The sequence below is a fragment of the Halopseudomonas sp. MFKK-1 genome (genome assembly GCF_027474385.1).
Lineage (GTDB): Bacteria > Pseudomonadota > Gammaproteobacteria > Pseudomonadales > Pseudomonadaceae > Halopseudomonas > Halopseudomonas aestusnigri.
Window position 1 is genome coordinate 1,854,565 of sequence record NZ_CP114836.1, and the last position, 22,032, is coordinate 1,876,596.

The window sequence follows — 22,032 nt, forward strand, 5'->3', positions numbered from 1 at the left end:
AGACTGGACGGAATAATTGTATTGCCGGCGGTTTTGGTGCTCGCCCTTTGCAATAACGCTGGCGGGCTACTTGAGCTGCTCGCGAACAATCTGCTGCAGCCGGCTCTGCATGCGCTTGCGCAGCTCTGCTTCTATGGTTGGAATCAGGTCGTCGATCACCCCTTGCAACAGCAGCTGGGCCTCTGACTGCAATCTCGCCTCCAGGCGCATCTCGCGGGCACTGCTGGTGGCGGGCAACGGCTGGCTTTGGGTCTGCTGGGTCAGCAACTGGTCCAGCTGCATGCGCTCTTCAGCCAGTCGTGCCAGGGAGGCGTAGGGCAGAAACGGATTATGCGACTTGCTGATCGGCGCCTGGGGTATCGGCGGTTCTGCAGGGTCGACAGCACTCAGTGGTGGCTCGTTTGGATTGAGGATGACATCCCGCAGCAACGGAATATCCATCTGGCCATCGACCGCTGCGGCGTCCGCTGCTGCCTCGGGATGTTCATCCAGCAGCGTGCGGATCGATTCCAGATCTTCCAGCAGCCGTGACGGCTCCGAGGGATCGCGCTGCTTCATGGTTCATCCTGCTGTCCGAATGGGGTGGGAATTCAGAGGATAGCCCCGTTCACGGTACAAACGGAAGCGGTCGCGCGCGGGCAGGCGCACCGGGTCGTGCTCGATGACAATTTCTGCCAGCCGCTGGAAACGGCTGAAGAAGGGTGGCGGTTGGTCCGAGAGGTTAATCAGCAGGTCGTTATAGCTGCCTGGCTGGTCTGCCCAGCCACAGGCGACCGGCTCTTCCGGACCTTCGCCGAGTACGACATGGGGCACAAAAGCGTCGCGTCGGAACGACCACAGCAAGTCGTCGACCGTGCGCGTGGTCGCTTCGTCCGGACAGTGCAGGTATACCTTGTGGCCCTTGTGCCAGGCCTTGTGGGCCAGGCGGCAGGCGTACGCCAGCCGGGTGTCTGGCTGGTCGCTGGAAAGCAGATAGAAATCGATGCGGGTCATGGGGGTAGCTTCAAGCTTCAAGCCGCAAGCTGCAAGCTAAAACCGCAACACCGGCTCGGTTTGAGGCTTGTCGCTTGCAGCTTGTGGCTGCTGTATCAGGCGCCAGCCTGAGAAAGCAGGTATTGCATCAGCAGCGGAACCGGTCGGCCGGTGGCGCCCTTGTCTTTGCCGCCGCTGATCCAGGCGGTGCCGGCGATATCCAGGTGCGCCCACGGGTAGGCCTTGGTGTAACGCGACAGGAAGCAGCCAGCGGTGATGGTGCCGGCCTTGGGGCCGCCGATGTTGGCCATGTCGGCAAACGGGCTGTCGAGCTGCTCCTGATATTCCTCGAACAGCGGCAGTTGCCAGGCGCGGTCACCGGCGCGGGTGCCGGCATCCAGCAACTGCGCGATCAGCTCGTCGTTGTTGCCCATCAGGCCGGAGGCGTTGCTGCCCAGGGCGACAATGCAGGCACCGGTCAGGGTGGCGATATCGATCACGCTGGCAGGCTTGAAGCGTTCGGCGTAGGTCAGTGCGTCGCACAGCACCAGGCGGCCTTCGGCATCGGTGTTGAGAATTTCAATGGTCTGGCCGGACATGCTGGTGACGATGTCGCCTGGGCGGGTCGCGGTGCCGCTCGGCATGTTCTCGGCCGAGGCAATCAAACCAACCAGATTGATTGGCAGCTGCAGGCTGGCGACTGCCTTGACCACGCCGAGTACGGTTGCGGCGCCGCACATGTCGTATTTCATTTCGTCCATGGTGGCAGCCGGCTTGATGCTGATGCCGCCGGTGTCGAAGGTGATGCCCTTGCCGACCAGAACATGCGGCTTGTCCTTGGCCTTGCCGCCGTTGTAGCTGATGCGGATCAGCTTGGCCGGCTCGGCGCTGCCGGCGCTGACCGCCAGCAGGGCGCCCATGCCGAGGGCCTTCATGGCTTTCTCGTCGAGCACTTCGACTTCGAGTGTCTTGTGGTCCTTGGCGAGCGCCTTGGCCTGGTTGGCCAGGTAAGTGGGAGTGCAGACGTTGCCCGGCAGATTGCCCAGGTCGCGGGTCAGGGCCATGCCTTCGCTGATGGCGGCGCCTTCGGCAATTGCCTGTTTGAGTGCGTCAGCGTCGGCCTTGTCGGCGGTCCACAGGCTGAGCTTTTTCAGCTTCGGTTTGTCGGCCTTCTTGCTCTTGAACTGGTCAAAGCCGTACAGGTTGTCGTAGCAGGCCTCGACCAGCAGGCGGGTTTGCTCGGCGGCGGTGCGGTTCTTCACGCCGCTGGTGTTGAGCGCAAACACGGCGTCGCTCGCCGGACCTGCCTTGACTGCCGTCAGAGCCTGCTGCACCAGCTTGCGCCAGGCGCGGTCGCTCAGCGCCTCATCCTTGCCGCTGCCGAGCAGCAGCACACGCTGGGCAGCGATGCCGGGGAGGGCGAACAGCATCAGGCTGCTGCCGCTCTTGCCACTGAGGTCGCCGTTTTTCAGCGCGGTGCTCAATTGCCCGCCGCAGGCCTTGTCCAGATCCGCCGCCGGCCCACTTAGCGTCTTGCCTTCGTTGACCGCGACAACCAGACAGCCGCATTTGATGGTTTCCAGTGCGCCGTGCTTTACGTTGAACTCCATGGTGCTCCCCAAGACAAATCGAGATGATTGGCTGATAATACGGGCAAATTCCCGTGGGTGTCTGTCGGGCTGCTGCTGGCAGACATGTCAGTCCTGCATTCTGGCCTATTCGTGCAGCCCCTTAAAGACCCCGGAGCCAAGGACCTTATCCGTGATTGTTTTTCGTTATCTGAGTCGCGAGGTGCTGCTGACCCTGACGGCGGTCAGCGGCGTGCTGCTGCTGATCATTGTCAGCGGGCGCTTCATCAAGTACCTGGCGCAGGCGGCTGCCGGTCAGCTTGACGCGGCGGTGCTGTTTTCCATCATGGCCTACCGGATGCCGGGCTTTCTGGTGCTGATCCTGCCGCTGGGGCTGTTTCTCGGCATTCTGCTGGCCTACGGGCGTTTGTACCTCGACAGCGAGATGACCGTGCTGTCGGCCACCGGAATGAGTGACCGCAAACTGCTGGCCTATACCCAGGGGCCGGCGCTGCTGGTTGCGCTGCTGGTCGCGTTGCTGAGTTTTTGGGGTGCACCGGCGGGTGTGCTCAAGACCCAGCAACTGCTCAATCAGCAGGATGCCCTGACCGAATTTGACACGCTCTCTGCCGGCCGGTTTCAGGCGCTGGGCAGCGGCCAGCGGGTAACCTACGCCGGCGGCTTGTCGGATGACCGTACCGAATTGCAGGACGTTTTCATTACCGAGCGCCGCGGCCAGGGCGAAGACGCGGTGCTGGGGGTGCTGGTGGCCGAGTCCGGTACCCAGGAGCTTAATCCGGATGGCAGTCGCTATCTGGTGCTGAAAAACGGTTTCCGTTACGAAGGTCAGCCCGGTGCGGCCAATTTCCGCAGTATTTCCTATGACACCTACGGTGTGTTGCTGCCCAAGCCGGAAGTGCAGACCGAGATCAGTGATCGTGAAGCGATGAGTACTGCCCAGCTACTTAGCGAGGACGGGCTGGATGAGCGTGCCGAGCTGCAGTGGCGCATCGCTATTCCGTTGCTGGTGCCGATCGTCGCCTTCTTTGCCGTACCGTTGGCGCGGGTCAATCCGCGGCAGGGACGGTTCCTCAAGCTGCTGCCGGCAATTCTGCTGTATATGGCCTATCTGGCACTGCTGATCAGTGCCCGCGGCTGGATCGAGTCCGGCAAGTTGCCACCGGCGCTTGGCCTGTGGTGGGTACATGGGTTGTTCCTGCTGATAGGGCTTGGGTTCAACTGGCGTACGTTAACGGCGCCCAATCGTGCCCAGGGAGGTGCGCATGCGGCGGCTTGATCGGCATATTGGCAGTGCTGTACTGCTCAGCATTCTGGTAGTACTGGCCGTGATTCTCGGGCTGGATCTGCTGTTTGCCTATATTAACGAGCTGGACGAGCTCAAGGGCGGCTACGGGGCAGCGCAGGCGCTGAACTTCACGCTGCTGTCGTTGCCACGCAGACTGCACGATCTGCTGCCGCTGGCAGCGCTGGTTGGCTGTCTGGTCGGGCTGGGGACGCTGGCGAGCAACTCCGAGTTGACTATCATGCGGGCGGCCGGGGTCTCTATCGCCCGTATTACCCTTGCGGTGATGAAGCCCTTGCTGGTGCTGATGCTGCTGGGTGTGCTGGTCGGCGAGTACGTGGCGCCCTACAGCGAAAACATGGCAGCCAGCCGCAAGGCAATCGCCGTCGGCAGTAACGAGGCGCTGCGGTCCAAGGGACTCTGGCACCGCGAGGGCAACGATTTTCTGCATATCAACGCGGTGCAACCCAACGGGGTGCTGTATGGCGTGACCCGTTACCGCTTTGATGATCAGCGTCATCTGCTCGAAGCCAGTTTCGCCAGTCGTGCAACCGTGCAGGAACATGACTGGCTGATGGAGGATGTGCGTGCCACCCGTTTTGCCGAGTCCGGTGAAAGCACGGTGACCGCCAATCTTGAGGAGCGCTGGAATATCCATCTGTCCCCCGAATTGCTGCGCGTTGTGGTGCTGGATGCGGATGCGTTGCCGTTGACCGGGATCTGGCAATATCAGAAGTATCTGGCAGACCAGGGGCTGGACAATCAGCCGTACTGGCTGGCGTTCTGGAAAAAACTGTTCCAGCCGCTGGCGACGGCAGCACTGGTGTTTGTGGCGGTGTCCTTCGTATTCGGTCCGCTGCGATCGGTGACCATGGGGCAGCGTCTGTTCACCGGGGTGCTGGTCGGCTTCGTCTTTCAGATTGGTCAGGACCTGTTGGGGCCGTCCAGTCTGGTGTTTGGTTTTTCGCCGTTGATCGCCGTGTTGCTGCCGATTGGCCTGCTGGTGGTGCTCGGGAGTTACCTGCTGCGGCGGGCCGGTTGATACCGGCTTGCCGAGCTGCCGGGTTACCGCGCCAACCAGCGCGCGGCTGAGTTAGCGGCGGGATCGGCTTGGTGTAGCTGCTGCAAGGACTGACGAATCAGTCCTTGAAGGTGCCCTTGGGCAGGGTAACCAGTCGGGTTCCTGAGGCGATGTCATGCCAGCTGCGCGACTCGCCGTCCCACAATTGCCAGAGAAATCCGAGCCCGCCGCAGAGCCATGACAGCTGGGCTACGGCGAGACGAATCAGGGCCTGACGCCCGGTGATGGACCTGCCGTCGGGCTGCTGCAGGCGAATACGCCAGGCCTGCATGCCGAGCGACTGGCCCTTCTTGGTCCAGAACCAGCTGTAAAAGCCGATGGTGATGATAATCACGATCAAGGTAAGAACAGGATCGCCGACGTAGGCGCCCTGTTCGGCTTCGGCGTGGGCGGCTGCTTCGCCGCTGATCCAGATGTGGGCACTGAGATAGACCAGTGTGGCGACCATCAAGGCTGCCAGCAGCAGCAACAGGTCGTAGCCAGCGGCGAACAGTCGGCGGAAAATGCCGGTCGGCGGGAAGTCGCCGACCGGCTGCAGCTGTTTGACGGCCATAGCTCAGCTCTGCCGGCGGGTCAGTGGCGTACCGTCGAAGCGCACGGCGGCGAGGCCGCCTCGCTGCAGGGCGCGGATGTTGGCGTGATCACTGCCGTCCGGTGTCTGCAGTACCGAACGGTAATGCTCGGCAAAGCAATGCAGTGCCTGCTCATCACTCAACCCACGGTCAAGCGCCATTGCCAGCACTTTGCAGGAGCCCTGATTCTGCTCTGCGCTGTTGTGCACCGGGCCGTTATCGAACGCGGTCGGTTGATGCTCGTAGTGGGCATCGATAAAGGCCAGAGTCTCGGCGAACTGGTGTTCAGGCGTGCCCAGGCGGGCGATAAACTGCTCGGGGGTCATGCTTTGTCCTGTTTCTGCGCCTTGTCAAAGGCGGCTTTCTGTTCCGGGGAGGCTTCGGTCTGATACTTGGCCTTCCACTCGGCATAGGGCATGCCATAGACGGCTTCGCGCGCCTCATCCATGCTAAGTTCGATATCCATGTCGTCGGCGGCCGCCTTGTACCATTTGGACAGGCAGTTGCGGCAGAAACCGGCGAGGGTCATCAGGTCGATATTCTGCACGTCCTTGCGGTTGCGCAGATGGCTGACGAGGTTGCGGAAGGCAGCGGCTTCCAGTTCGAGACGCTCCTGCTTGGTCATGGTCGGGGTTCCTTCATGCAGCGATGGCGGAAGATGGCGCGCCTTGATGGCACGCCGACTCTGAGCGCAAGGATAATTGCCAGCCGGGTATTGTCAATCAGCCTCAGTCGCGCGCGGCGCTGAGGGTGATGGAAACCGACTCGGCAAAACGCAGCGCATGTGGCTTGTCTACTTCAACCTCGGCGTAACGCACCTGCTCGTGCTGCATGACGATGTCGAGCAGTTCCTGGGTCAGGCGTTCAAGCAGCGCAAAGCGATTGTCTTCGACATGCCGAATCATCGCCTTGGTGATGGTGCGATAATTCAGCGCCTGCTCGATCTGATTGACGCTGACCGCATTGGCGGCCGGATAGAGGATGGTGGCGTTGATGAGGATATCCTGCTGATTGAGGATTTCCTCTTCCTTGATGCCGATATAGGTGCGCAGGCGCAGATCCTTGATGCGGATACGGGCCATGCCCGGCGCGAGCTGGCTCATGGTCAGTTGCTCCGGCTGATCAGTTGCAGAAATTCCTGGCGGGTATTGACCGACTCCCGGAAGGCGCCCAGCATCACCGAGCTGTGCATCGAGGAGTTCTGCTTCTCGACGCCGCGCATCATCATGCACATGTGCTTGGCCTCGATCACCACCGCAACGCCCTTGGCATTGGTGACCTGTTGAACAGCCTCGGCGATCTGGCGAGTCAGGTTTTCCTGAATCTGCAGACGACGGGCGAACATGTCGACGATGCGCGCGACCTTGGACAGACCGATTACCTTGCCGGTCGGGATGTAGGCAACATGGGCCTTGCCGATGAACGGCAGCATATGGTGCTCGCACAGCGAGTACAGCTCGATGTCCTTGACGATCACCATCTCGTCGTTGTCGGAGTCGAACAGTGCGCCGTTGACGATCTCGTCCAGCGACTGGTTATAGCCGTGGCAGAGAAACTGCATGGCCTTGGCGGCGCGCTCCGGTGTGCCCTTGAGGCCATCACGCTCCGGCTGCTCTCCCAGGTTGGTGAGGACGTCGAGGTAGTTTTTCGTCAGTTTTTCCAGGCTCATGTCGTGGTCTCTTCGGCTTACTTGAGATGCCGGCCGCCGTTCAGTGGCAGGCAGCTTCCGGTGATATAGGGGTTATCCATCAGACAGCGGATGGACTGGTAGACGACATCCGGTCCGGGCTCGATGCCCAATGCCGATTTGTTCAGCGCGCGCGCGCGGTAGTCGGCATCGTCCTCGGGGTTGAACATGATCAGCGCCGGGGTAATGGCGTTGACCTTGACTGCAGGGGCCAGGCTGGCGGCAAAGGAGCGGGTCAGCCCCTCCAGGCCGGTCTTTGTGGCGCAATACCCGATATGGCGTGCGCTGCCCTTGCGGGTAACATCATCACCAAGATGGATGATGTCGGCGGCTGCGCCGGGTACAAACAGATTGCGGCATTGCTGGTTGATCAGGTAGGGCGCCTGCATGTGCACCATGAACATCTGCTGCAGGGCGCTGGCACCCTCGCTGTCGTCCATCCACAACGACGCGTTGTGGATGATGGCGCGCAGTCGCGGAGCGCGATCCTGCAGCTCGTCGATGAAGCGCTGTATGCCGTCGGCCGTCGAAAAGTCTGCCAGCATCACCTCAAGGGCTTCGGGTAAAGCCGAGCGCGGCTGGCGACAGGTAATGATGACCCGGTAGCCGTCGGCGACAAAGCGTTCGGCACAATGCAGACCAATTCGCCGGGCGCCACCGGTGATCAGGATGGTATCGGGCGCCTGCGGTGTGTTCGGCAAACGGCTCTGCATGGGTTAGGATCCTCGGTGCGCAGTGAGTAAGGCGCATCTGGTTCGATTCGAGGAGAGGATCTTAGCACGCTCTTGTGCGTTGGTCGTACAACTTGATGTAACAATTCGGTACCTGGTGGCTGTTCGTGTACAATACTGGTACAAGTTGTCCTACCAGACCCTCGGATCGCGATGGCGATCTCCCATGGACATGACGCGATGAATGAAGCAGCTGACGGCGAACAGCCAATGGCCCTCGAAACCCTCTACCCGATCCGTGAAGTTGCGCGGCTGACGGGTGTCAATCCTATCACGCTGCGAGCCTGGGAGCGCCGCTACGGGCTGCTGGTGCCGCACCGTACCGACAGCGGCCATCGGCTTTACTCGCAAAGAGACATTGAGCGTGTCCGCGCTATCACCAATTGGATAGCCAAGGGCGTTGCGGTCAGCAAGGTCGGCTCGATCATTGACCGCGGGGAAGCGGATGCGCCAGGCCCGGAGGTGACGCCGTCGGTATCGACAGCGCTGGAGCAGTGGCAGGAACGCCTTGAGGAGACGCTGCAGGCTTTCGATCTGACCCTGCTCGAACGCCGCTATGAGCAGCTGCTGGCCGCCATGCCGATGGCGTCAGCGCTCAACGGTGTGCTGTTGCCGCTGCAGCAGCGACAGCGCCGGGGCAGTGCCGAGGCAGTGCTGCTTGACGGGTTGTTGCGTGGGCGGCTGTTGCAGAGGTGCTCCCATCGGGAGCCGGGGCGGTCGCTGGTGCTGCTGGTCAACCTGCAGGGTGCCGAGGTCGAAATGGAGGCCCTGGCGATGGCCGCTCTGCTTGTCGAGGCACAGGTAAATCTGGGTTTTCTCCCGACGCTGCCGGACACCGCCAGTCTGTTGCAGGCAACAGAGCGTGCGGGTTGCAGGCTCCTGGTGCTGTTCAGCGAGGCTCCGCTGGACTCTGCATTGCTGCAGCGTCAGCTGTTATTGCTGAATCAGCATCTGGAGTGCGAGATGGCGCTGGCGGGTGGGTGTTGCGCGCTGCAGGCCGAGGCGTTCGCCGCAGCCGGTATGCACAGTCTGGGAGGGATGGATCGGGAGTTGGTTAGCCGTCTGCAGCTGCTGCTGTCGGGACACTTTGACAGCTGACCGGCTCAGGTTGCCGCGCGCAGGGCGTCAAGTTCCTGTTCCAGCTCCTTGACCCGGCGCTCCGCTTCTACCCTTGCCGTCACGTCCTTCTGGATGCCGATGAAGTAGGTCAGCTGATCGGCGTCATTGAGCACGGGGGTCACGGACAGTTCATTCCAGAACAGGCTTCCGTCCTTACGGTAGTTGCGCAATGTCACCCGGCACGGACGCCCCGCGCTGATGGCGTCGCGCATCTGCTGCAGAGCCTCCTGATCGCGATCATCACCCTGCAGAAACCGGCAGTCCTGGTAGAGGATCTCGTCGGCACTGTAGCCGGTGAGCGCCTCAAAGGCCGGATTCACGTAGATAAGGATGTTGTCGTCTCCTTCCTTCTCGGCAACGACGATGCCGTCGTTGGAGGCGTTGACGACGAGCTGCAGTAGCTTCGCGTTGATCATGCGGTATCCGTCCGGGTTGCGTGTTGGCCCATTCTATAGCAAGGTCCGGGGCTGTCCAGCGGCAGCATAAGGCTGCCACGACGCTGGTTGCCTGTTTCGGGCATAATGCGGCATCGAAATAATGGTTGGGGGATTGGGATTCATGCATCTGGTGATCATCAGCGGTTCGGTATTCGGGACCGCGAACCTGGTAGCGGACGAAGCGCAGACTCTGCTGGGCAATGCCGGTGTGCAAGTGACTCGCCTGCAGCCGCTGACATTGGACGCCCTGCTGGCGCTGGCCCCGGATGCACTGCTGGTATGCACCTCAACCACGGGAATGGGTGAGCTGCCTGACGCCCTGGTGCCGCTGTTTCATGAAATGCGTGACCGCTTCCCGCTGCTGACCGGCAAGCCGTTTGGCGTGATTGCGCTCGGTGATTCGGCTTATGGCGATACCTTCTGTATGGCTGGTGAGCAGTTCCGCCAGCTGCTGCTGGAGCTGCAGGCCAGCGAGGCGCTGGCGATGTTGCAGCTGGATGCCAGCGAAACCGTGACCCCGGAAACCGACGCCGAGCCCTGGCTGCAGGAGTTTGCCGCGTTGTTGCGTGGCTGAGCGTCAGTCCTCACTGGGCAGCGGAGCGCCGCTGGCCAGCTGCGTCAGTGCGTCCTCGTCCAGCAGAATGATCTGACCGTACTGAATCTTCAGCCAGCCAAGGCTTTCCAGTCGCTTGAGCAGCTTATTGATGCTCTGGCGTGAGCTGTTGAGCATCTGGCCGAGCGACTCCTGTGACAGCTGCACACAGGGGCGCCGCCCTTCGTCGTCAGTCTGTCCATAGTTGTGCGCGTGCATCAGCAGGCGCTTGGCCAGCCGTGAGGACAGGGGCAGCAGGGCGCTATCCTCAAGCATGGCAAAGGAAATGCGGATGCGCCGGCAGAGAATGCGCATGAACATCGGATACAGTTCCGGCCGCCGCTCCAGCATTTGATGAAAAGCCGGGCGGGGAATCATCAGCAGCTCGGTCGGGCCGATGGCGACGGTATCATGTGAGCGCGGCAGGCCATCGAACAGCGAGATTTCTCCGAACCAGCTGCCGGGGCTGAGAATGGCCAGAATTGCCTCACGGCCGTCCTGACCGATATTGCTGATTCGGGTGCTGCCGCTGATCACGCCGTAAAGCCCATCGGGCTGGTCGTCCTTGGCGTAGACAAACTCGCCATCCTGCAGGGTGCGTATGCGTGCCAGCGCCAACAGCTCGTCCAGAACGTCCTGGGGCAATTCTCCAAACCAGCGATTCTGCTGCAACAGCTTGGCCAGCTGCGGGTTGTTGCCCATCTCGGACACTGTAATGTGTTTGACAGTCCGCTTTGCCGTCACCGTCTAGACTCCACTGATACTGAACGTCCCACAGTATGCCGCACGAGCGCTGGGGATGTCCTGTAGCGTCAGCCGCCTGTACGGGCCCGATTACATTATTCCAACAATAGAGGATTACTCCCCATGAATGCAGTGCATGCTCTGTCCGATATCAGCCTGAAGAACAAGGTCAGCGCCGAAGAGTGGCAGGTCCGTGTCGAGTTGGCCGCGGCGTATCGCCTGATTGCCATGTTCGGCTGGGATGATCTGGTCTTCACCCATATCTCTGCCAAGATTCCGGGCACTGAGCATTTCCTGATCAACCCCTACGGCCTGATGTTTGAAGAGGTTACCGCGTCGAATCTGGTCAAGATCGACCTGCAGGGCAACAAGATCGAAGAGTCGCCCTACAACGTCAACCCGGCCGGCTTTACCATCCACAGCGCCATTCACGAGGTCCGTCACGATGCCAACTGCGTGATGCATACGCATACCGCTGCCGGTATTGCCGTATCCGCCCAGAAGGACGGTATTCTGCCGATCTCCCAGCAGTCGATCTTTGTGCTGAGCAGCCTGGCCTACCACGACTACGAAGGGGTGGCCCTGAACGATGAAGAAAAGCCGCGCCTGCAGGCTCACCTGGGTCGCGCCAACAATCTGGTGCTGCGCAATCATGGTCTGCTGACCTGCGGCAAGTCGGTCGCCGATGCCTTCCTGACCATGTATACCCTGCAGCGCTGCTGTGAAATCCAGGTGCGCGCCCAGGCGCAGAATGCCGAGCTGATTCCGATTCCACAGTCGATTCTGGACGGTGCCGTGGCCTCCATGAAGAAGGTCACCAACGGCGCGGGTGCGGGCATCGCATGGCCGGCGCTGCTGCGCAAGCTGGACCGTGTCAACCCGGGCTACGATGCCTGAGCCGTGTCTGTCACCGGCATTGCCCTGGACGACTGGGTCGCGCAGGGGAAGGTGTTCCGTTATCGCGGGCACCAGATTCGCTGGTGGGAAGCAGGGGCGGGTGAGCCGCTCCTGCTGATCCATGGATTCCCCTCCGGCTCCTGGGACTGGCATTACCTCTGGCAGGCGCTTGCCGAACGCTATCGGGTGATCGCGCTGGACATGATCGGCTTTGCCTTTTCCGACAAGCCGCAACATTACCCCTACAGTTTGCTGGACCAGGCCGATCTGCAGCAGGCGCTGATGGGGTCGCTCGACATCGCCGAGTACCACGTGCTGGCGCACGATTATGGTGACAGTGTCGCCCAGGAGTTGCTGGCGCGGCACGAGCAGGGGGCGGGTTTTTTACGTTCGCTGTGTTTTCTCAACGGTGGGTTATTTCCCGAGACCCATCACCCTGTATTGTTGCAGAAGCTGTTGATGAGTCCGATCGGTTCCTTGATCGGGCGTCTCTACAGCCGGGAGCGGATGGCACGCACCTTCGGCAAGGTGTTTGGGCCGCAAACCCAGCCGGATGACCGCGAGCTGGATGCCTTCTGGCGCATGATCGAGTTCAATCACGGCCCTCGCGTCATGCATCTGCTGATCCGCTATATCGCCGAGCGGCGGGTCAATCGCGACCGCTGGCTTGCTGCCATGCAGCGGACCGGGGTGCCATTGCGGGTGATTGACGGTGCGGTTGATCCGGTATCGGGTGCGCACATGGTGGAACGCTATCGGCAGCTGATACCCGCCCCGGACACCGTGTTGCTGCCGCATATCGGCCACTACCCGCAGGTCGAGGCGCCGGAGCAGGTTTTGCAGCACTATCTGGCGTTTCGCGATCAGCGTGTGGATGTGACTGCCCAGGCAGCGACCCCGGCCTGAGCCGGGGTCGCTGTATTCAGGCCTGCTCGTCGCGCAGGAACACCAGCTGGTTTTCGCTGCTGGAAGCTGGGTCGAAACGGTAACCGTCCAGATTGAAATCCTTCAGGCCTTCGGGATCCTGCAGCCGTTCCTTGATGACATAGCGGGCCATCAGGCCGCGGGCCTTCTTGGCGTAGAAGCTGATGATCTTGTACTGGCCGTTCTTCTGGTCCTTGAACACCGTATCGATGATGCGCGCGTTCAGGGCTTTGGGTTTGACCGCGCCGAAGTACTCCTGCGAGGCCAGGTTGAGCAGTACCTCATCGCCCTGTGCGGCCAGATCCTCGTTAAGCCACTGGCTGATGCGCTCACCCCAGAAGGCGTACAGATCCTTGCCCCGCGCGTTGGCCAGCTTGGTGCCCATTTCCAGGCGGTAGGGCTGCATCAGGTCGAGCGGGCGCAACAGGCCATAGAGGCCGGACAGCATACGCAGGTGCTGCTGGGCGAAGGCAAAGTCGTCGGCCGAGAAATCTTCCGCGTTGAGTCCTGTGTAGACATCGCCCTTGAACGCCAGCAACGCCTGCTTGGCGTTGTTTGGCGTGCTCTCGCGCTCCCAGCTGCCGTAGCGGGCAACGTTGAGGCTGGCCAGCTTGTCCGACAGGGACATCAGCTTGGCGATATCCTGCGGCGACTTTTCACGCAGCACGTCTATCAGCTCGACGCTGTGCTCGACAAAGCGCGGCTGGGTGCTCTGTTCGATCACCGGGGGCGTGTCGTAATCAAGGGTCTTGGCGGGGGAAATCACCATCAGCATGGGCGTACTCCTGTCAGCTTTAGCCGTGGATTATGCCGCAAAGCTGCGCCGCGATGGGTAATGGGTTGGATAGATAGGGGCTATTGGGCTTCGCCGCTTTGCGGCTTCGCAGCTGCAAGCTACAAGCGAGAAGCGAGAAGCGAAACCGGGTTGAGCCATCGGATACGTTGAGGATTCTCGACTTATGAAAAACCCGCGTGATCTGACACCACGCGGGTTTTTCTTGCAGCTTGAAGCTTATGGCTTGCAGCTACCGGCCAAAGGCCGGTCAGAGGTGCGTTTCTGCGTACTCGGCCAGTGCCGAGCGCGGTACGCCCTGCAGGTGGATGTGTACACCGTGGGGAAAGTCTTTGAAGCATTCGGTCAGATAGGTGAGGCCTGAGCTGGTGGCGTTGAGGTAAGGGGTATCGATCTGCGCCAGGTTGCCAAGGCAGATCACCTTTGAGCCGTTGCCGGCGCGGGTGATGATGGTCTTGATCTGGTGCGGGGTCAGGTTCTGGCTTTCATCGATGAGGATGAAGCTTTGCTGGAAACTGCGGCCGCGGATGTAGTTCAGGGATTTGAACTGCAGTGGCACGCGGTCGAGGATGTATTCCACGCTGCCGTGGGTGCTCTCGTCATCCATGTGCAGGGCTTCAAGGTTGTCGGTGATGGCGCCGAGCCAGGGTTCCATCTTCTCTTTTTCGGTGCCGGGCAGAAAACCGATATCTTCGTCCAGACCCTGGGTGCTGCGGGTGGCGATGATGCGGCGGTAGGTCTTGGTGACCATGGTCTGCTCGATGGCGGCGGCCAGCGCGAGAATGGTCTTGCCGGAGCCGGCGGCACCGGTCAGGTTGACCAGGTGAATGTCCGGGTCCATCAGTGCATACATGGCCAGCGCCTGGAAGATGTCCCGCGGGCGCAGCCCCCAGCACTCCTGATGCAGCATGGGCTCCTGGTGCAGGTCGCGGATGGTCAGATTGCTGCCGTCGATGCCCTTGATCCAGCCGATAAAGCCCTGATCGTCGATGATGAAGTCGTTGATGTGCAGCGCCGGCAGGTTGTCGGTCAGTTGAACCTGATGCACGGTCTGCCCGGTCAGCTGCCGGGTTTCAACCTTGGCCACCCGCTCCCAGAACGAGCCTTCGATTTCATGGTAACCGCGGGCCAGCAGGGCGATGTCATCGAGCAACTGGTCGGTGTGGTAGTCCTCCGCGTCAATGCCGCAGGCGCGCGCCTTCAGACGCATGTTGATGTCCTTGGACACCAGCACGATGCGGTCATCGGGATGCTGACTTTGCAGCTGACAGAGCTGGTTGATGATCTTGTTGTCGTTAAGGTCGTTGGGCAGGCAGTGGGCGGGAATCGGGGCCTTGTCCATGAGGATGGCAAGGGTGCCGTTAGGGCCGAGTTTGCCACGCTCGATGGCGACGCCCTGTTCTACCTGATCGGGTGGTGCGTCTCCCAGGGTTTTGTCGATCAGCCTGATGGCCTGGCGACAGTCTGCTGCGGTGCTGGATTTGCCGGATTTGAGTTTGTCGAGTTCTTCCAGAACGGTCATCGGGATGATGACGTGGTGTTCTTCGAAGTTGAGCAGTGCGTTGGGATCGTGAATGAGTACGTTGGTATCAAGAACGTAGAAGGTGTGCTCGGTCGGTCCGCACGCTTCCATATGCTGTACCTCGCAGTGCCGGTGACGCGACTGTATCAGGCAGCATTGGCTGCGCCTGGCAGTCCACTGGGCCGGCTCGCACGGCACTCGGGTATCAAGGGATCACCACGACGGCGTGGACCGGTTGATCGAGGTATAGCGTAAACAGAATGACCTTCACAAGCGCGGAAAATGCTTAAGGCAAAAAAACTCGAAAATTGATCAAAGGGGCTGGGCAGAGGGCAAAAAGGCGGGATATAGTCATTGGCCCGGCCACTGAAAAGTGGCCGTTTTTTTTGCCTGAATGGTCAGGTTTTATGGCTGCGGGTAGTACCGATGCTATGCCTAGGGACGCGACATGTCGCGTCCGCAAAGGGGGCACGCGGACACGGCATGCTGTGTCCCTACGGCTGGGTCAGTGGCGACCCTGTGGACGACCGCCACCGCGGCGGCTGTTGCTGCCAGCCGAGCGACGGCGGGCTGCCGCAGCGGCTTCAGCCTGCTCGGCTTCATTGGCGTCCGTGGCGGCTTTTTCTTCAGCGCTCTGCTCGCGCTTGGGCACTGGCTTGAGCAGGTGCTCTTCCGGCGGCACACACTCCAGCTTGTTACCCAGCAGCTCTTCGATCGGCGGCACCTGGAAGGCGTCGTCTTCACCTGCCAGACTGATGGAAGTGCCCTTGGCGCCAGCGCGGCCGGTGCGGCCGATGCGGTGGACGTAGTCTTCCGGGTCTTCCGGCAGGGTGTAGTTCACCACGTGGCTGATGCCATCGATGTGAATGCCGCGGCCAGCCACATCGGTAGCGACCAGCACCCGCAACTTGCCGGTCTTGAAGTTCTCCAGGGTGCGCACACGCTTTTGCTGCGGCACATCGCCGGACAGCTGGGCGGCGTTGATGCCGTCGCGCATCAGGCGCTCCTGCACCCGGCGCACTTCATCCTTGCGGTTGGCAAACACCATGACCCGGTCCAGATCCAGCTGGGTGATCAGGTTGTAGAGTACCTTGTACTTGTCGCGGCCGCTGACAGCATAGACTTTTTGGGTCACGTTCTCTGAGGCCGGACGCTCGGGCTCGATCTCGACGACGGCCGGTTCGTGCGTCCACTGACGGGCGAGGTTCATCACGTCGTCGCTGAAGGTGGCCGAGAACAGCAGGGTCTGGCGGTCGCCCTTGCGCGGTGTCTGGCGGATGATCTGGCGTACCTGCGGGATAAAGCCCATGTCGAGCATGCGATCGGCTTCGTCGAGGATCAGCACTTCGATCAGATCCAGGTGCACCTCGCCGCGATTGCAGAAGTCGAGCAGCCGGCCAGGTGTGGCGACCAGGATGTCGCAATAGCGCTGTTCCAGCTGCTTGAGCTGCTTGTCGAAGTCCATGCCACCGACGAAAGTCATCACGTTCAGCGGGCAGTGCTTGGTCAGGCCCTCGGCGTCGCTGGCAATCTGCATGACCAGTTCGCGGGTCGGTGCGATGATCAGCGCCCGTGGCTCGCCCATAAAGCGCTCGTCCGGCGGCGGTGTTTCCAGTAGTTGGGTGATGGTGGAGACCAGGAAGGCAGCGGTTTTGCCTGTGCCGGTCTGGGCCCGGCCGATCGCGTCGTGGCCGCGCAGGGTGCTGCCCAGTACGGCGGCCTGAATCGGGGTGCAGTAGCTGAACCCCTGGTCCTGAATGGCGTGCATCAGGCTGTCAGGCAGCGGGAAGTCGTGGAAGCGGGTTTTACCTTCGGCCGGTGGAACCTGAAAGTCATTGATGCTCCAGGGCTTGACCGGGGCCGCAGGTGGTTTGGCCGGGCGCTTGCGATCACGGTTACGCGGCTTGCGTTCGCGGTTTGCGCTATCGTTCTGCAGGGGCGCGGGAGTGGGCGCTGCTGCCTGACGGGGTGTGGTGTCGGCCGCTTTCGGCGCCGGCTCTTCTGGCTTGCTAATCAGCTTTTTCAGTGCTTTGAGCAAAGGTTTTTCTCGACTGCGTGGAAATTGAACGTCAGGCAGTGTAAAGCAAGGCCGCGCGTTCGCGAAGCCTTGCGGTTGTTTTTTGAACAGGTGCGGTGGCCTGCATGGCCCCTGACCGGCTCAAAGCCCGAAGCGTTCTGCCAGCCAGCGACGGATGTCGGCGATTTCGTCCATGCAGACCTCGTGCGCCATCGGGTATTCGTACCAGCGGGTGTGGTGGCCGGCGGCCTGCATCAGATCATGGGCTTCGCGGCCCATCGCCAATGGCAGCACGTCATCAAAACGGCCGTGTGCGCAGAACAGCTCCAGCGGTTGGCGGGCCGGGTGTTGCTCGAGCAGCAGGTCCAGTCCCGGCCCGTAGGTGGACAGCGCCATCACACCGCCAAGCGGCAGCTCGCTGCTGACAGCGGTGCAGAGCACAACCGCGCCGCCCTGGGAGAACCCGGCGAGAATGATGTTTTCCAGCGCAATGCCCTGTGCGCATTGTTCGTCGATCAGCTGACGTACCAGGGCAACGGCTTCATCCAGATGACTCTGGTTGATTGCCCGGGCTGGTGACATGCCGAGGATGTCGTACCAGCAGGGCATCGGGAAGCCGCCGTTGATGGTGACCGGCCGGGTAGGTGCCTGTGGAAAAATGAAGCGGATGGCATGATCGGCGGGCAGTTGCAGGGCCTCGACTACCGGCACGAAATCGTAGCAGTCGGCGCCCAGACCGTGCAGCCAGATGACGCTGCGGGTGGCGGGCGTGGCGGGTTCGATGATGTGCGGTGACATGCGGGCTCCTTGCAGGAATGGAAATTCGGACGCCCTTTATACTGTGCTGCAGAGCCAATACCAAGTGTGATTGCAGCCCACCGGCTGGCAGGCTGCAGGCGGGCAGGCTGCTCAGGCGCGGGACATGAACTTGCCGGATTCGGTGTTGATACGCAGCACTTCGCCGGTTTCCAGATACTCGGGGATCTGGATTTCCAGACCGGTGGCAAAGCGCGCGGTCTTGGTGCGTGCGCTGGCTGATGAGCCCTTGATGGCCGGCGGCGTTTCCTCGATGGCCATCTCCACTACCGCGGGCAGCTCGATACCCACCAGGTTGCCCTCAACCAGCAGGCCATACAGGCCTTCGATGCCCTCATGCAGGTAAGGCAGCTGATCTTCCAGCTGGTCGGCGGTCAGGGTGAACTGGGCGAAGTCTTCGTTATCCATGAAGGTGTAGCCGTCCGCGTCCAGGTAGAGGAACTGAACCGGGCGCTTCTGGAAGTCGATAAAGGTCAGGACGTCGTCGCCGGTAAAACTCTGATCGAGCTTCTGCTTGGTCTGGACGTGGTTGAAGCGCACCTTGTAGAGCGTCGTGCCGCTGCGCGAAGACGGGCTTTTTACCTCGATCTGGCTGACGATGTACGGCTGGTTGTTGATCTGGACGATATGGCCTTTTTTCAGTTCGGCAGCTTTGGGCATGGCGGCGCACTCAGGGGATGAAAACGAGGCGCTATTCTGCCCGCAGCCGCTGCACCTCGGCAAGCGGCTGCGGGGGCCGTGATCAGCGGTCTGTCGGTGCGTCGGGGGTATTGCCTGTCCCGCTCTGATCGGCCGGTGTGATCGGGTCTTTGCTGGTGCCGGCTGCCGGCGACGGCCTGGAACCGGAGGCCGAATCGCCTTCGATACGATAGCTGTGCACCAGCTTCTCAAGGCCCGCGCTGCTGCGCAGATTGACGTCGAGCTGGCGGAAGGCGATTTCGATACCGTGCTCCTTGAAACGACGGTCGATTTCGCGGTTGATCTCGTCAATCGCCATATTGCGATCGGCCAGCTCCTTCACATGTACTCGCAGTTCGTGGTCCAGCGTGCTTTCGCCAAAGTTGAGGAACAGCACCAGCGGTTCGGGATCCTTCAACACGCGGCTGTTGGACTGGGCGATCTGCATCAGCAGCTCGCGTACCAGTTGGACGTCTGAACCGTAGGCCACACCGACCTTGATGATCACCCGGGTAATAGTGTCCTGCAGCGACCAGTTGATAATCTGCTCGGTGACGAAGTTCTTGTTTGGAACAATGATTTCCTTGCGGTCGAAATCGGTAATGGTGGTTGCGCGAATGCGGATTCGGTTGATGGTGCCTGACAGCGGGCCGATGGTGACCACGTCACCAATGCGCACCGGACGCTCGAACAGGATGATCAGGCCGGAGATGAAGTTGGCGAAGATTTCCTGCAGACCAAAGCCCAGACCCACACCGAGGGCGGCAACCAGCCATTGCAGCTTGTCCCAGCTGACTCCGAGCGTTGATAACGAGGACACCAGACCGAAACCGACGATGATGTAGCTGAGCAGGGTGGTAATGGCATAACTGCTGCCCTGGCGCAGCTCCAGTCGCGAGAGCACAAGGATTTCCAGCAGGCCGGGCAGGTTGCGCGCCAGGGTAATGGTCAGAATGATGGTGACCAGTGCGCCGAGGATATCGCCAACGCTGATCGGCACCGCTTCGCCGGCATTCAGGCCGGTGCCCTCGTAGTGCCACAGGGTCACGGACTCCAGATACGAGGTGGCGCTGATCAGGTCAGCCCAGGTGAAGTACAGCGCGAGGGCAAACGTCAGCAACAGGGTCAGTTTGGCCAGTCGTAACGACTGCTGATTGATCTGCTGCAGATTCATTTCCGGGATGTCGACCGCGGTCTCGGTGTCGCTTTGCCCTTCGCGTGCCTGGGCCGCCTGCCGTTTGCTGATGGCGCGCTGATAGGCCAGTCTGCGCCCGGCAACGTTAAGGTTGCGCACCACGGTACCCTCGACCAGCATCCAGAGCACGATCAGATACAGGCTGTCGATGAAACGCTCGGCCAGCTTGACCGCCGTGTAGTGGTAACCCATGGCGGTCATGCCTGCCAGCGCCAGCGGTGCGAGGATCAGCAGGCTGGCGGCGACAAAATGGACCACCCGGGAGCTGTAGAGGGGCTGGCTGCGGAGCATGAAGCGGCCGAGCAGCAATGACAGCGCGATCATGCCGATCAGCATGCCGGTGCGCCCGATCGGATCGGTGCCGGTGTAGTCGGGCATGGACCCATGCAGGCCAAGCATCAGCACCAGCGGTACCAGAATCCAGGCGACGTTGCGCACCAGTTTGCGCAGACGATGAACCAGATCGTCGTCCCAGTGGAAATGACGGGTGGCAATGCCGTGGGGGTCGAACACCCGGTACAGCATGTGCAGGACAAACCAGGCCAGCGCCAGCTTGAGCATGCCGGTGCCCAGCACCGGCGCACTTTGCTCGCTGTCCAGACGCAGCAGCAGACCTGCGCCGGCCAGCAGCGCTGGCATCGGACTGACCAGCAGTGCTGTCAGCAGTAGCGCACGGGGCGTATGCCACTGGCTGTCGCGGCGGAAATGCCCGACCTCGTCATGCAGGGTGTCGAGGCTGCTGCGCAGTCGTGGCTTGCGCCAGATGTACAGGGCCAGTAAAAGCAGGGTACCCAGGCACCAGAGCAGATGGCGTTTGGCAGCGTCCAGCAGGTTTTCCCACTGGCGGGGCAGATTCATGCTGTCGATCTGGTGGGCTACTTCGCCTGGCAGGCTGGTCAGCCAACTGCGTTCAATGGGGCGGCTGCTGGCCACCCAGAACAGCTGGTCGTCGATGGTGCGCTTGAGATCGCTGCTGAGCTGCTGCAGCTGCCGCTGGTTGATCTGCAGGGTGATAGCCAGATTGATCAGGCTGTTGATATTGCCGTTTAGCTGCTCGACCAGCGTGACCCGGGCGTTGACCATCTTTTCCAGCTCCGGGCGCAGTGTGTCGCGTTGACGAGCTGGGATCTTGAGCAGCAGGTCGTTGAGGTAGGTGTCCGGGCTGGCGAGGCTTTGTGCCTGCTGGTTGAGCTCGAACTGGCGCAGACGCAGGTCGGCGATCTGATCCGGCAGATCGGTATCAATTTCTACCCGGGGCAGCTCGTTCTTCTGCTTGTGCAGAATGCGCGACAGCAGCAGGCTGCCCTCAAGCACTTCGATCTGTTGCTCCAGGGCCTTATCGATCTGACTCAGGTGCTCGGTCTGCTGCTTGGTTTCAATGTTCTGGCGGGTCAGTACACCGAGCTGCCTGGTTGCGTTCAGCAACTCCTCGCTCAACTGCCGGTTGATGCTACTCTGGCCCTGCAGCACCTCGTTCTGGCTGGCCTCCTCCGGCAGGGTGGCATCGCTGACGGCCTTTTCCGACACCGACTGGCGCTTGTCATTGATGACGGTCTGCAGCAGCGAGATGTCGTCTTCAATTTCGCGTATCTGCAGGGTCAGCAGGTTTTTTTGCTGGGTGGCCAGATCCTGCAGCACGTTGTTGCCAGCCAGTCGCTGACGCAGCAGCTCACTGTCTGCATTCAGGTACTCCAGTTCTGCCTGCAACAAGGCGATGCGCGCGCGCGTGAGCGTGGTCGGTGCCAGACGTTGCTGGGTGCGCAGCTGTTCATTCAGTTGCTGGCTGCGGCGCTGGTTGTCGGACACGCTGGCCTGGGTACGTTCCGGCCGGGTCTGGGCGGCAATCAGCTGGCCATTGACGCCGGTCAGCTCGTTCTGCCAGGTGAACATCTGATTGACCTTGTCGCTGAGCAGGGTTTCCAACTGATCCAGCGCCTGACGCTCCAGTACCGCACGTTGCAGGCTGTCGTCGTTCCTGGCCAGACGATTGTGCTCGGCACGGACACTCTGGGTCTGGCGCGGGGCGTCGGCGATCTGCTCCTGCAGGGCCTTTTGTTCCTCCAGGGTCTGGCGCGTCTGCCTCAGAAACCCCTGGGTGCTCTGCTGCAGATCTGTCAGCTCACGCTTCTCTGCTTCCGGCAGATTACTGTTGCTGGTGCTTTCGATCTCCGCCGTGAGGCTTTCAATCCGTTGATCCAGATCGGCGGTCAGCTGAGTGTCCTGAGCCCATCCCAGCGGGCTGAGCAGCAGGCAGCCCAGCAGCACTATCGCGCGTAGCGGCATGGTGTTGTTCCTGAATGAGTCTGTGCGCAAGGTTAGCCCTCCTGCTGCCGATTGGGAAGCTGACCACCTGGGTAGTTGCGGGTTCCCCAAAGGGTTAAAAC

23 protein-coding genes are annotated in these 22,032 nt (G+C 61.2%); 6 read left to right on the top strand and 17 right to left on the bottom strand.

The window, feature by feature from the left end:
* Positions 1-66 precede the first annotated feature (66 nt).
* From O5O48_RS08640 to O5O48_RS08650, 3 genes are all read right to left on the bottom strand, one after another.
* Positions 67-558, bottom strand: coding sequence for a hypothetical protein (locus O5O48_RS08640; protein WP_088273197.1), 492 nt, complete (start codon positions 556-558; stop codon positions 67-69).
* Positions 559-561: 3 nt separating this feature from the next.
* On the bottom strand, positions 562-993 hold the full coding sequence (locus tag O5O48_RS08645) for a DNA polymerase III subunit chi (RefSeq protein WP_088273198.1): 432 nt from the start codon (positions 991-993) through the stop codon (positions 562-564).
* A 95-nt stretch (positions 994-1,088) separates the two neighbouring features.
* The gene (locus tag O5O48_RS08650; RefSeq protein WP_228246662.1) at positions 1,089-2,582 is read right to left on the bottom strand and encodes a leucyl aminopeptidase; all 1,494 of its coding nucleotides are present in this window, start codon (positions 2,580-2,582) and stop codon (positions 1,089-1,091) included.
* 151 nt (positions 2,583-2,733) lie between these two features.
* Between O5O48_RS08650 and lptF the strand changes: the two genes are divergently transcribed.
* Together lptF and lptG are read left to right on the top strand one after the other, a co-directional pair.
* Positions 2,734-3,837, top strand: a complete 1,104-nt coding sequence (gene lptF / locus O5O48_RS08655) for an LPS export ABC transporter permease LptF (protein ID WP_228246663.1) — start codon at positions 2,734-2,736, stop codon at positions 3,835-3,837.
* A complete protein-coding gene (gene lptG, locus O5O48_RS08660; RefSeq protein WP_269688626.1) occupies positions 3,824-4,885 on the top strand; it encodes an LPS export ABC transporter permease LptG in 1,062 nt (353 codons plus the stop codon). The genes lptF and lptG overlap by 14 nt, the downstream gene beginning before the upstream one ends.
* Positions 4,886-4,982: 97 nt before the next feature.
* On the opposite strand, the gene O5O48_RS08665 is transcribed toward lptG, so the two are convergent.
* The 6 genes from O5O48_RS08665 to folM all read right to left on the bottom strand — a co-directional run bounded on the left by O5O48_RS08665 (position 4,983) and on the right by folM (position 7,896).
* Positions 4,983-5,477, bottom strand: a complete 495-nt coding sequence (locus O5O48_RS08665; RefSeq protein WP_269688627.1) for an RDD family protein — start codon at positions 5,475-5,477, stop codon at positions 4,983-4,985.
* Positions 5,478-5,480: 3 nt separating this feature from the next.
* On the bottom strand, positions 5,481-5,822 hold the full coding sequence (locus O5O48_RS08670) for a HopJ type III effector protein (RefSeq protein ID WP_228246666.1): 342 nt from the start codon (positions 5,820-5,822) through the stop codon (positions 5,481-5,483).
* Positions 5,819-6,121 carry a DUF1244 domain-containing protein gene (locus O5O48_RS08675; protein WP_104739040.1) on the bottom strand — a complete coding sequence of 101 codons (303 nt, stop codon included), beginning with the start codon at positions 6,119-6,121 and terminating at the stop codon, positions 5,819-5,821. Before O5O48_RS08675 ends, O5O48_RS08670 begins: the two co-directional genes overlap by 4 nt.
* A 103-nt stretch (positions 6,122-6,224) precedes the next feature.
* Positions 6,225-6,599: a dihydroneopterin triphosphate 2'-epimerase gene (folX, locus tag O5O48_RS08680; protein WP_088273205.1), complete on the bottom strand. Its 375-nt coding sequence runs from the start codon at positions 6,597-6,599 to the stop codon at positions 6,225-6,227.
* A gap of 2 nt (positions 6,600-6,601) precedes the next feature.
* On the bottom strand, positions 6,602-7,165 hold the full coding sequence (gene folE / locus O5O48_RS08685; RefSeq protein ID WP_088273206.1) for a GTP cyclohydrolase I FolE: 564 nt from the start codon (positions 7,163-7,165) through the stop codon (positions 6,602-6,604).
* 17 nt (positions 7,166-7,182) lie between these two features.
* Positions 7,183-7,896 (bottom strand): dihydromonapterin reductase, encoded by a 714-nt coding sequence (gene folM / locus O5O48_RS08690; RefSeq protein WP_269688628.1) that lies wholly within the window; start codon positions 7,894-7,896, stop codon positions 7,183-7,185.
* A 198-nt stretch (positions 7,897-8,094) separates the two neighbouring features.
* On the opposite strand from folM, the gene O5O48_RS08695 reads away from it, so the two are divergent.
* On the top strand, positions 8,095-9,012 hold the full coding sequence (locus O5O48_RS08695; RefSeq protein WP_269688629.1) for a MerR family transcriptional regulator: 918 nt from the start codon (positions 8,095-8,097) through the stop codon (positions 9,010-9,012).
* 5 nt (positions 9,013-9,017) lie between these two features.
* Here the strand turns inward: O5O48_RS08695 and O5O48_RS08700 are convergent, their stop codons facing one another.
* Positions 9,018-9,449: a PAS domain-containing protein gene (locus tag O5O48_RS08700; protein ID WP_228246669.1), complete on the bottom strand. Its 432-nt coding sequence runs from the start codon at positions 9,447-9,449 to the stop codon at positions 9,018-9,020.
* A gap of 142 nt (positions 9,450-9,591) precedes the next feature.
* On the opposite strand from O5O48_RS08700, the gene O5O48_RS08705 reads away from it, so the two are divergent.
* On the top strand, positions 9,592-10,044 hold the full coding sequence (locus tag O5O48_RS08705; protein ID WP_269688630.1) for a flavodoxin domain-containing protein: 453 nt from the start codon (positions 9,592-9,594) through the stop codon (positions 10,042-10,044).
* Positions 10,045-10,047: 3 nt separating this feature from the next.
* On the opposite strand, the gene O5O48_RS08710 is transcribed toward O5O48_RS08705, so the two are convergent.
* Positions 10,048-10,764 (bottom strand): Crp/Fnr family transcriptional regulator, encoded by a 717-nt coding sequence (locus tag O5O48_RS08710; protein ID WP_088273211.1) that lies wholly within the window; start codon positions 10,762-10,764, stop codon positions 10,048-10,050.
* A gap of 165 nt (positions 10,765-10,929) precedes the next feature.
* Here O5O48_RS08710 and O5O48_RS08715 point away from each other — a divergent pair, with 165 nt between their 5' ends.
* Together O5O48_RS08715 and O5O48_RS08720 are read left to right on the top strand one after the other, a co-directional pair.
* A complete protein-coding gene (locus tag O5O48_RS08715; RefSeq protein WP_228246671.1) occupies positions 10,930-11,703 on the top strand; it encodes a class II aldolase/adducin family protein in 774 nt (257 codons plus the stop codon).
* Between the two features lie 3 nt (positions 11,704-11,706).
* Positions 11,707-12,609 (top strand): alpha/beta fold hydrolase, encoded by a 903-nt coding sequence (locus O5O48_RS08720; protein ID WP_269688631.1) that lies wholly within the window; start codon positions 11,707-11,709, stop codon positions 12,607-12,609.
* Positions 12,610-12,625: 16 nt separating this feature from the next.
* On the opposite strand, the gene yaaA is transcribed toward O5O48_RS08720, so the two are convergent.
* The 6 genes from yaaA to mscK all read right to left on the bottom strand — a co-directional run bounded on the left by yaaA (position 12,626) and on the right by mscK (position 21,931).
* Positions 12,626-13,402 (bottom strand): peroxide stress protein YaaA, encoded by a 777-nt coding sequence (gene yaaA / locus O5O48_RS08725; RefSeq protein ID WP_269688632.1) that lies wholly within the window; start codon positions 13,400-13,402, stop codon positions 12,626-12,628.
* A 268-nt stretch (positions 13,403-13,670) separates the two neighbouring features.
* The gene (locus O5O48_RS08730; RefSeq protein WP_269688633.1) at positions 13,671-15,053 is read right to left on the bottom strand and encodes a PhoH family protein; all 1,383 of its coding nucleotides are present in this window, start codon (positions 15,051-15,053) and stop codon (positions 13,671-13,673) included.
* Between the two features lie 394 nt (positions 15,054-15,447).
* Positions 15,448-16,980, bottom strand: coding sequence for an ATP-dependent RNA helicase RhlB (gene rhlB / locus O5O48_RS08735; RefSeq protein ID WP_269688634.1), 1,533 nt, complete (start codon positions 16,978-16,980; stop codon positions 15,448-15,450).
* A gap of 120 nt (positions 16,981-17,100) precedes the next feature.
* A complete protein-coding gene (locus tag O5O48_RS08740) occupies positions 17,101-17,757 on the bottom strand; it encodes an alpha/beta hydrolase (protein WP_228246675.1) in 657 nt (218 codons plus the stop codon).
* A 111-nt stretch (positions 17,758-17,868) separates the two neighbouring features.
* Positions 17,869-18,435 (bottom strand): elongation factor P-like protein EfpL, encoded by a 567-nt coding sequence (gene efpL, locus O5O48_RS08745; RefSeq protein ID WP_269688635.1) that lies wholly within the window; start codon positions 18,433-18,435, stop codon positions 17,869-17,871.
* An 82-nt stretch (positions 18,436-18,517) separates the two neighbouring features.
* Complete coding sequence (gene mscK / locus O5O48_RS08750) at positions 18,518-21,931, bottom strand: mechanosensitive channel MscK (protein WP_269688636.1); 3,414 nt, start codon at positions 21,929-21,931, stop codon at positions 18,518-18,520.
* Positions 21,932-22,032 lie beyond the last annotated feature (101 nt).

What these genes read in the sequence shown, in the direction of transcription:
- O5O48_RS08640 (WP_088273197.1), bottom strand. Translation starts at nt 558, where the DNA reads ATGAAGCAGCGCGATCCCTCGGAGCCGTCACGGCTGCTGGAAGATCTG.
- O5O48_RS08645 (WP_088273198.1), bottom strand. Translation starts at nt 993, where the DNA reads ATGACCCGCATCGATTTCTATCTGCTTTCCAGCGACCAGCCAGACACC.
- O5O48_RS08650 (WP_228246662.1), bottom strand. Translation starts at nt 2,582, where the DNA reads ATGGAGTTCAACGTAAAGCACGGCGCACTGGAAACCATCAAATGCGGC.
- lptG (WP_269688626.1), top strand. Translation starts at nt 3,824, where the DNA reads ATGCGGCGGCTTGATCGGCATATTGGCAGTGCTGTACTGCTCAGCATT.
- O5O48_RS08665 (WP_269688627.1), bottom strand. Translation starts at nt 5,477, where the DNA reads ATGGCCGTCAAACAGCTGCAGCCGGTCGGCGACTTCCCGCCGACCGGC.
- O5O48_RS08670 (WP_228246666.1), bottom strand. Translation starts at nt 5,822, where the DNA reads ATGACCCCCGAGCAGTTTATCGCCCGCCTGGGCACGCCTGAACACCAG.
- O5O48_RS08675 (WP_104739040.1), bottom strand. Translation starts at nt 6,121, where the DNA reads ATGACCAAGCAGGAGCGTCTCGAACTGGAAGCCGCTGCCTTCCGCAAC.
- folX (WP_088273205.1), bottom strand. Translation starts at nt 6,599, where the DNA reads ATGAGCCAGCTCGCGCCGGGCATGGCCCGTATCCGCATCAAGGATCTG.
- folE (WP_088273206.1), bottom strand. Translation starts at nt 7,165, where the DNA reads ATGAGCCTGGAAAAACTGACGAAAAACTACCTCGACGTCCTCACCAAC.
- folM (WP_269688628.1), bottom strand. Translation starts at nt 7,896, where the DNA reads ATGCAGAGCCGTTTGCCGAACACACCGCAGGCGCCCGATACCATCCTG.
- O5O48_RS08695 (WP_269688629.1), top strand. Translation starts at nt 8,095, where the DNA reads ATGAATGAAGCAGCTGACGGCGAACAGCCAATGGCCCTCGAAACCCTC.
- O5O48_RS08700 (WP_228246669.1), bottom strand. Translation starts at nt 9,449, where the DNA reads ATGATCAACGCGAAGCTACTGCAGCTCGTCGTCAACGCCTCCAACGAC.
- O5O48_RS08705 (WP_269688630.1), top strand. Translation starts at nt 9,592, where the DNA reads ATGCATCTGGTGATCATCAGCGGTTCGGTATTCGGGACCGCGAACCTG.
- O5O48_RS08710 (WP_088273211.1), bottom strand. Translation starts at nt 10,764, where the DNA reads ATGGGCAACAACCCGCAGCTGGCCAAGCTGTTGCAGCAGAATCGCTGG.
- O5O48_RS08715 (WP_228246671.1), top strand. Translation starts at nt 10,930, where the DNA reads ATGAATGCAGTGCATGCTCTGTCCGATATCAGCCTGAAGAACAAGGTC.
- yaaA (WP_269688632.1), bottom strand. Translation starts at nt 13,402, where the DNA reads ATGCTGATGGTGATTTCCCCCGCCAAGACCCTTGATTACGACACGCCC.
- O5O48_RS08730 (WP_269688633.1), bottom strand. Translation starts at nt 15,053, where the DNA reads ATGGAAGCGTGCGGACCGACCGAGCACACCTTCTACGTTCTTGATACC.
- O5O48_RS08740 (WP_228246675.1), bottom strand. Translation starts at nt 17,757, where the DNA reads ATGTCACCGCACATCATCGAACCCGCCACGCCCGCCACCCGCAGCGTC.
- efpL (WP_269688635.1), bottom strand. Translation starts at nt 18,435, where the DNA reads ATGCCCAAAGCTGCCGAACTGAAAAAAGGCCATATCGTCCAGATCAAC.
- mscK (WP_269688636.1), bottom strand. Translation starts at nt 21,931, where the DNA reads ATGCCGCTACGCGCGATAGTGCTGCTGGGCTGCCTGCTGCTCAGCCCG.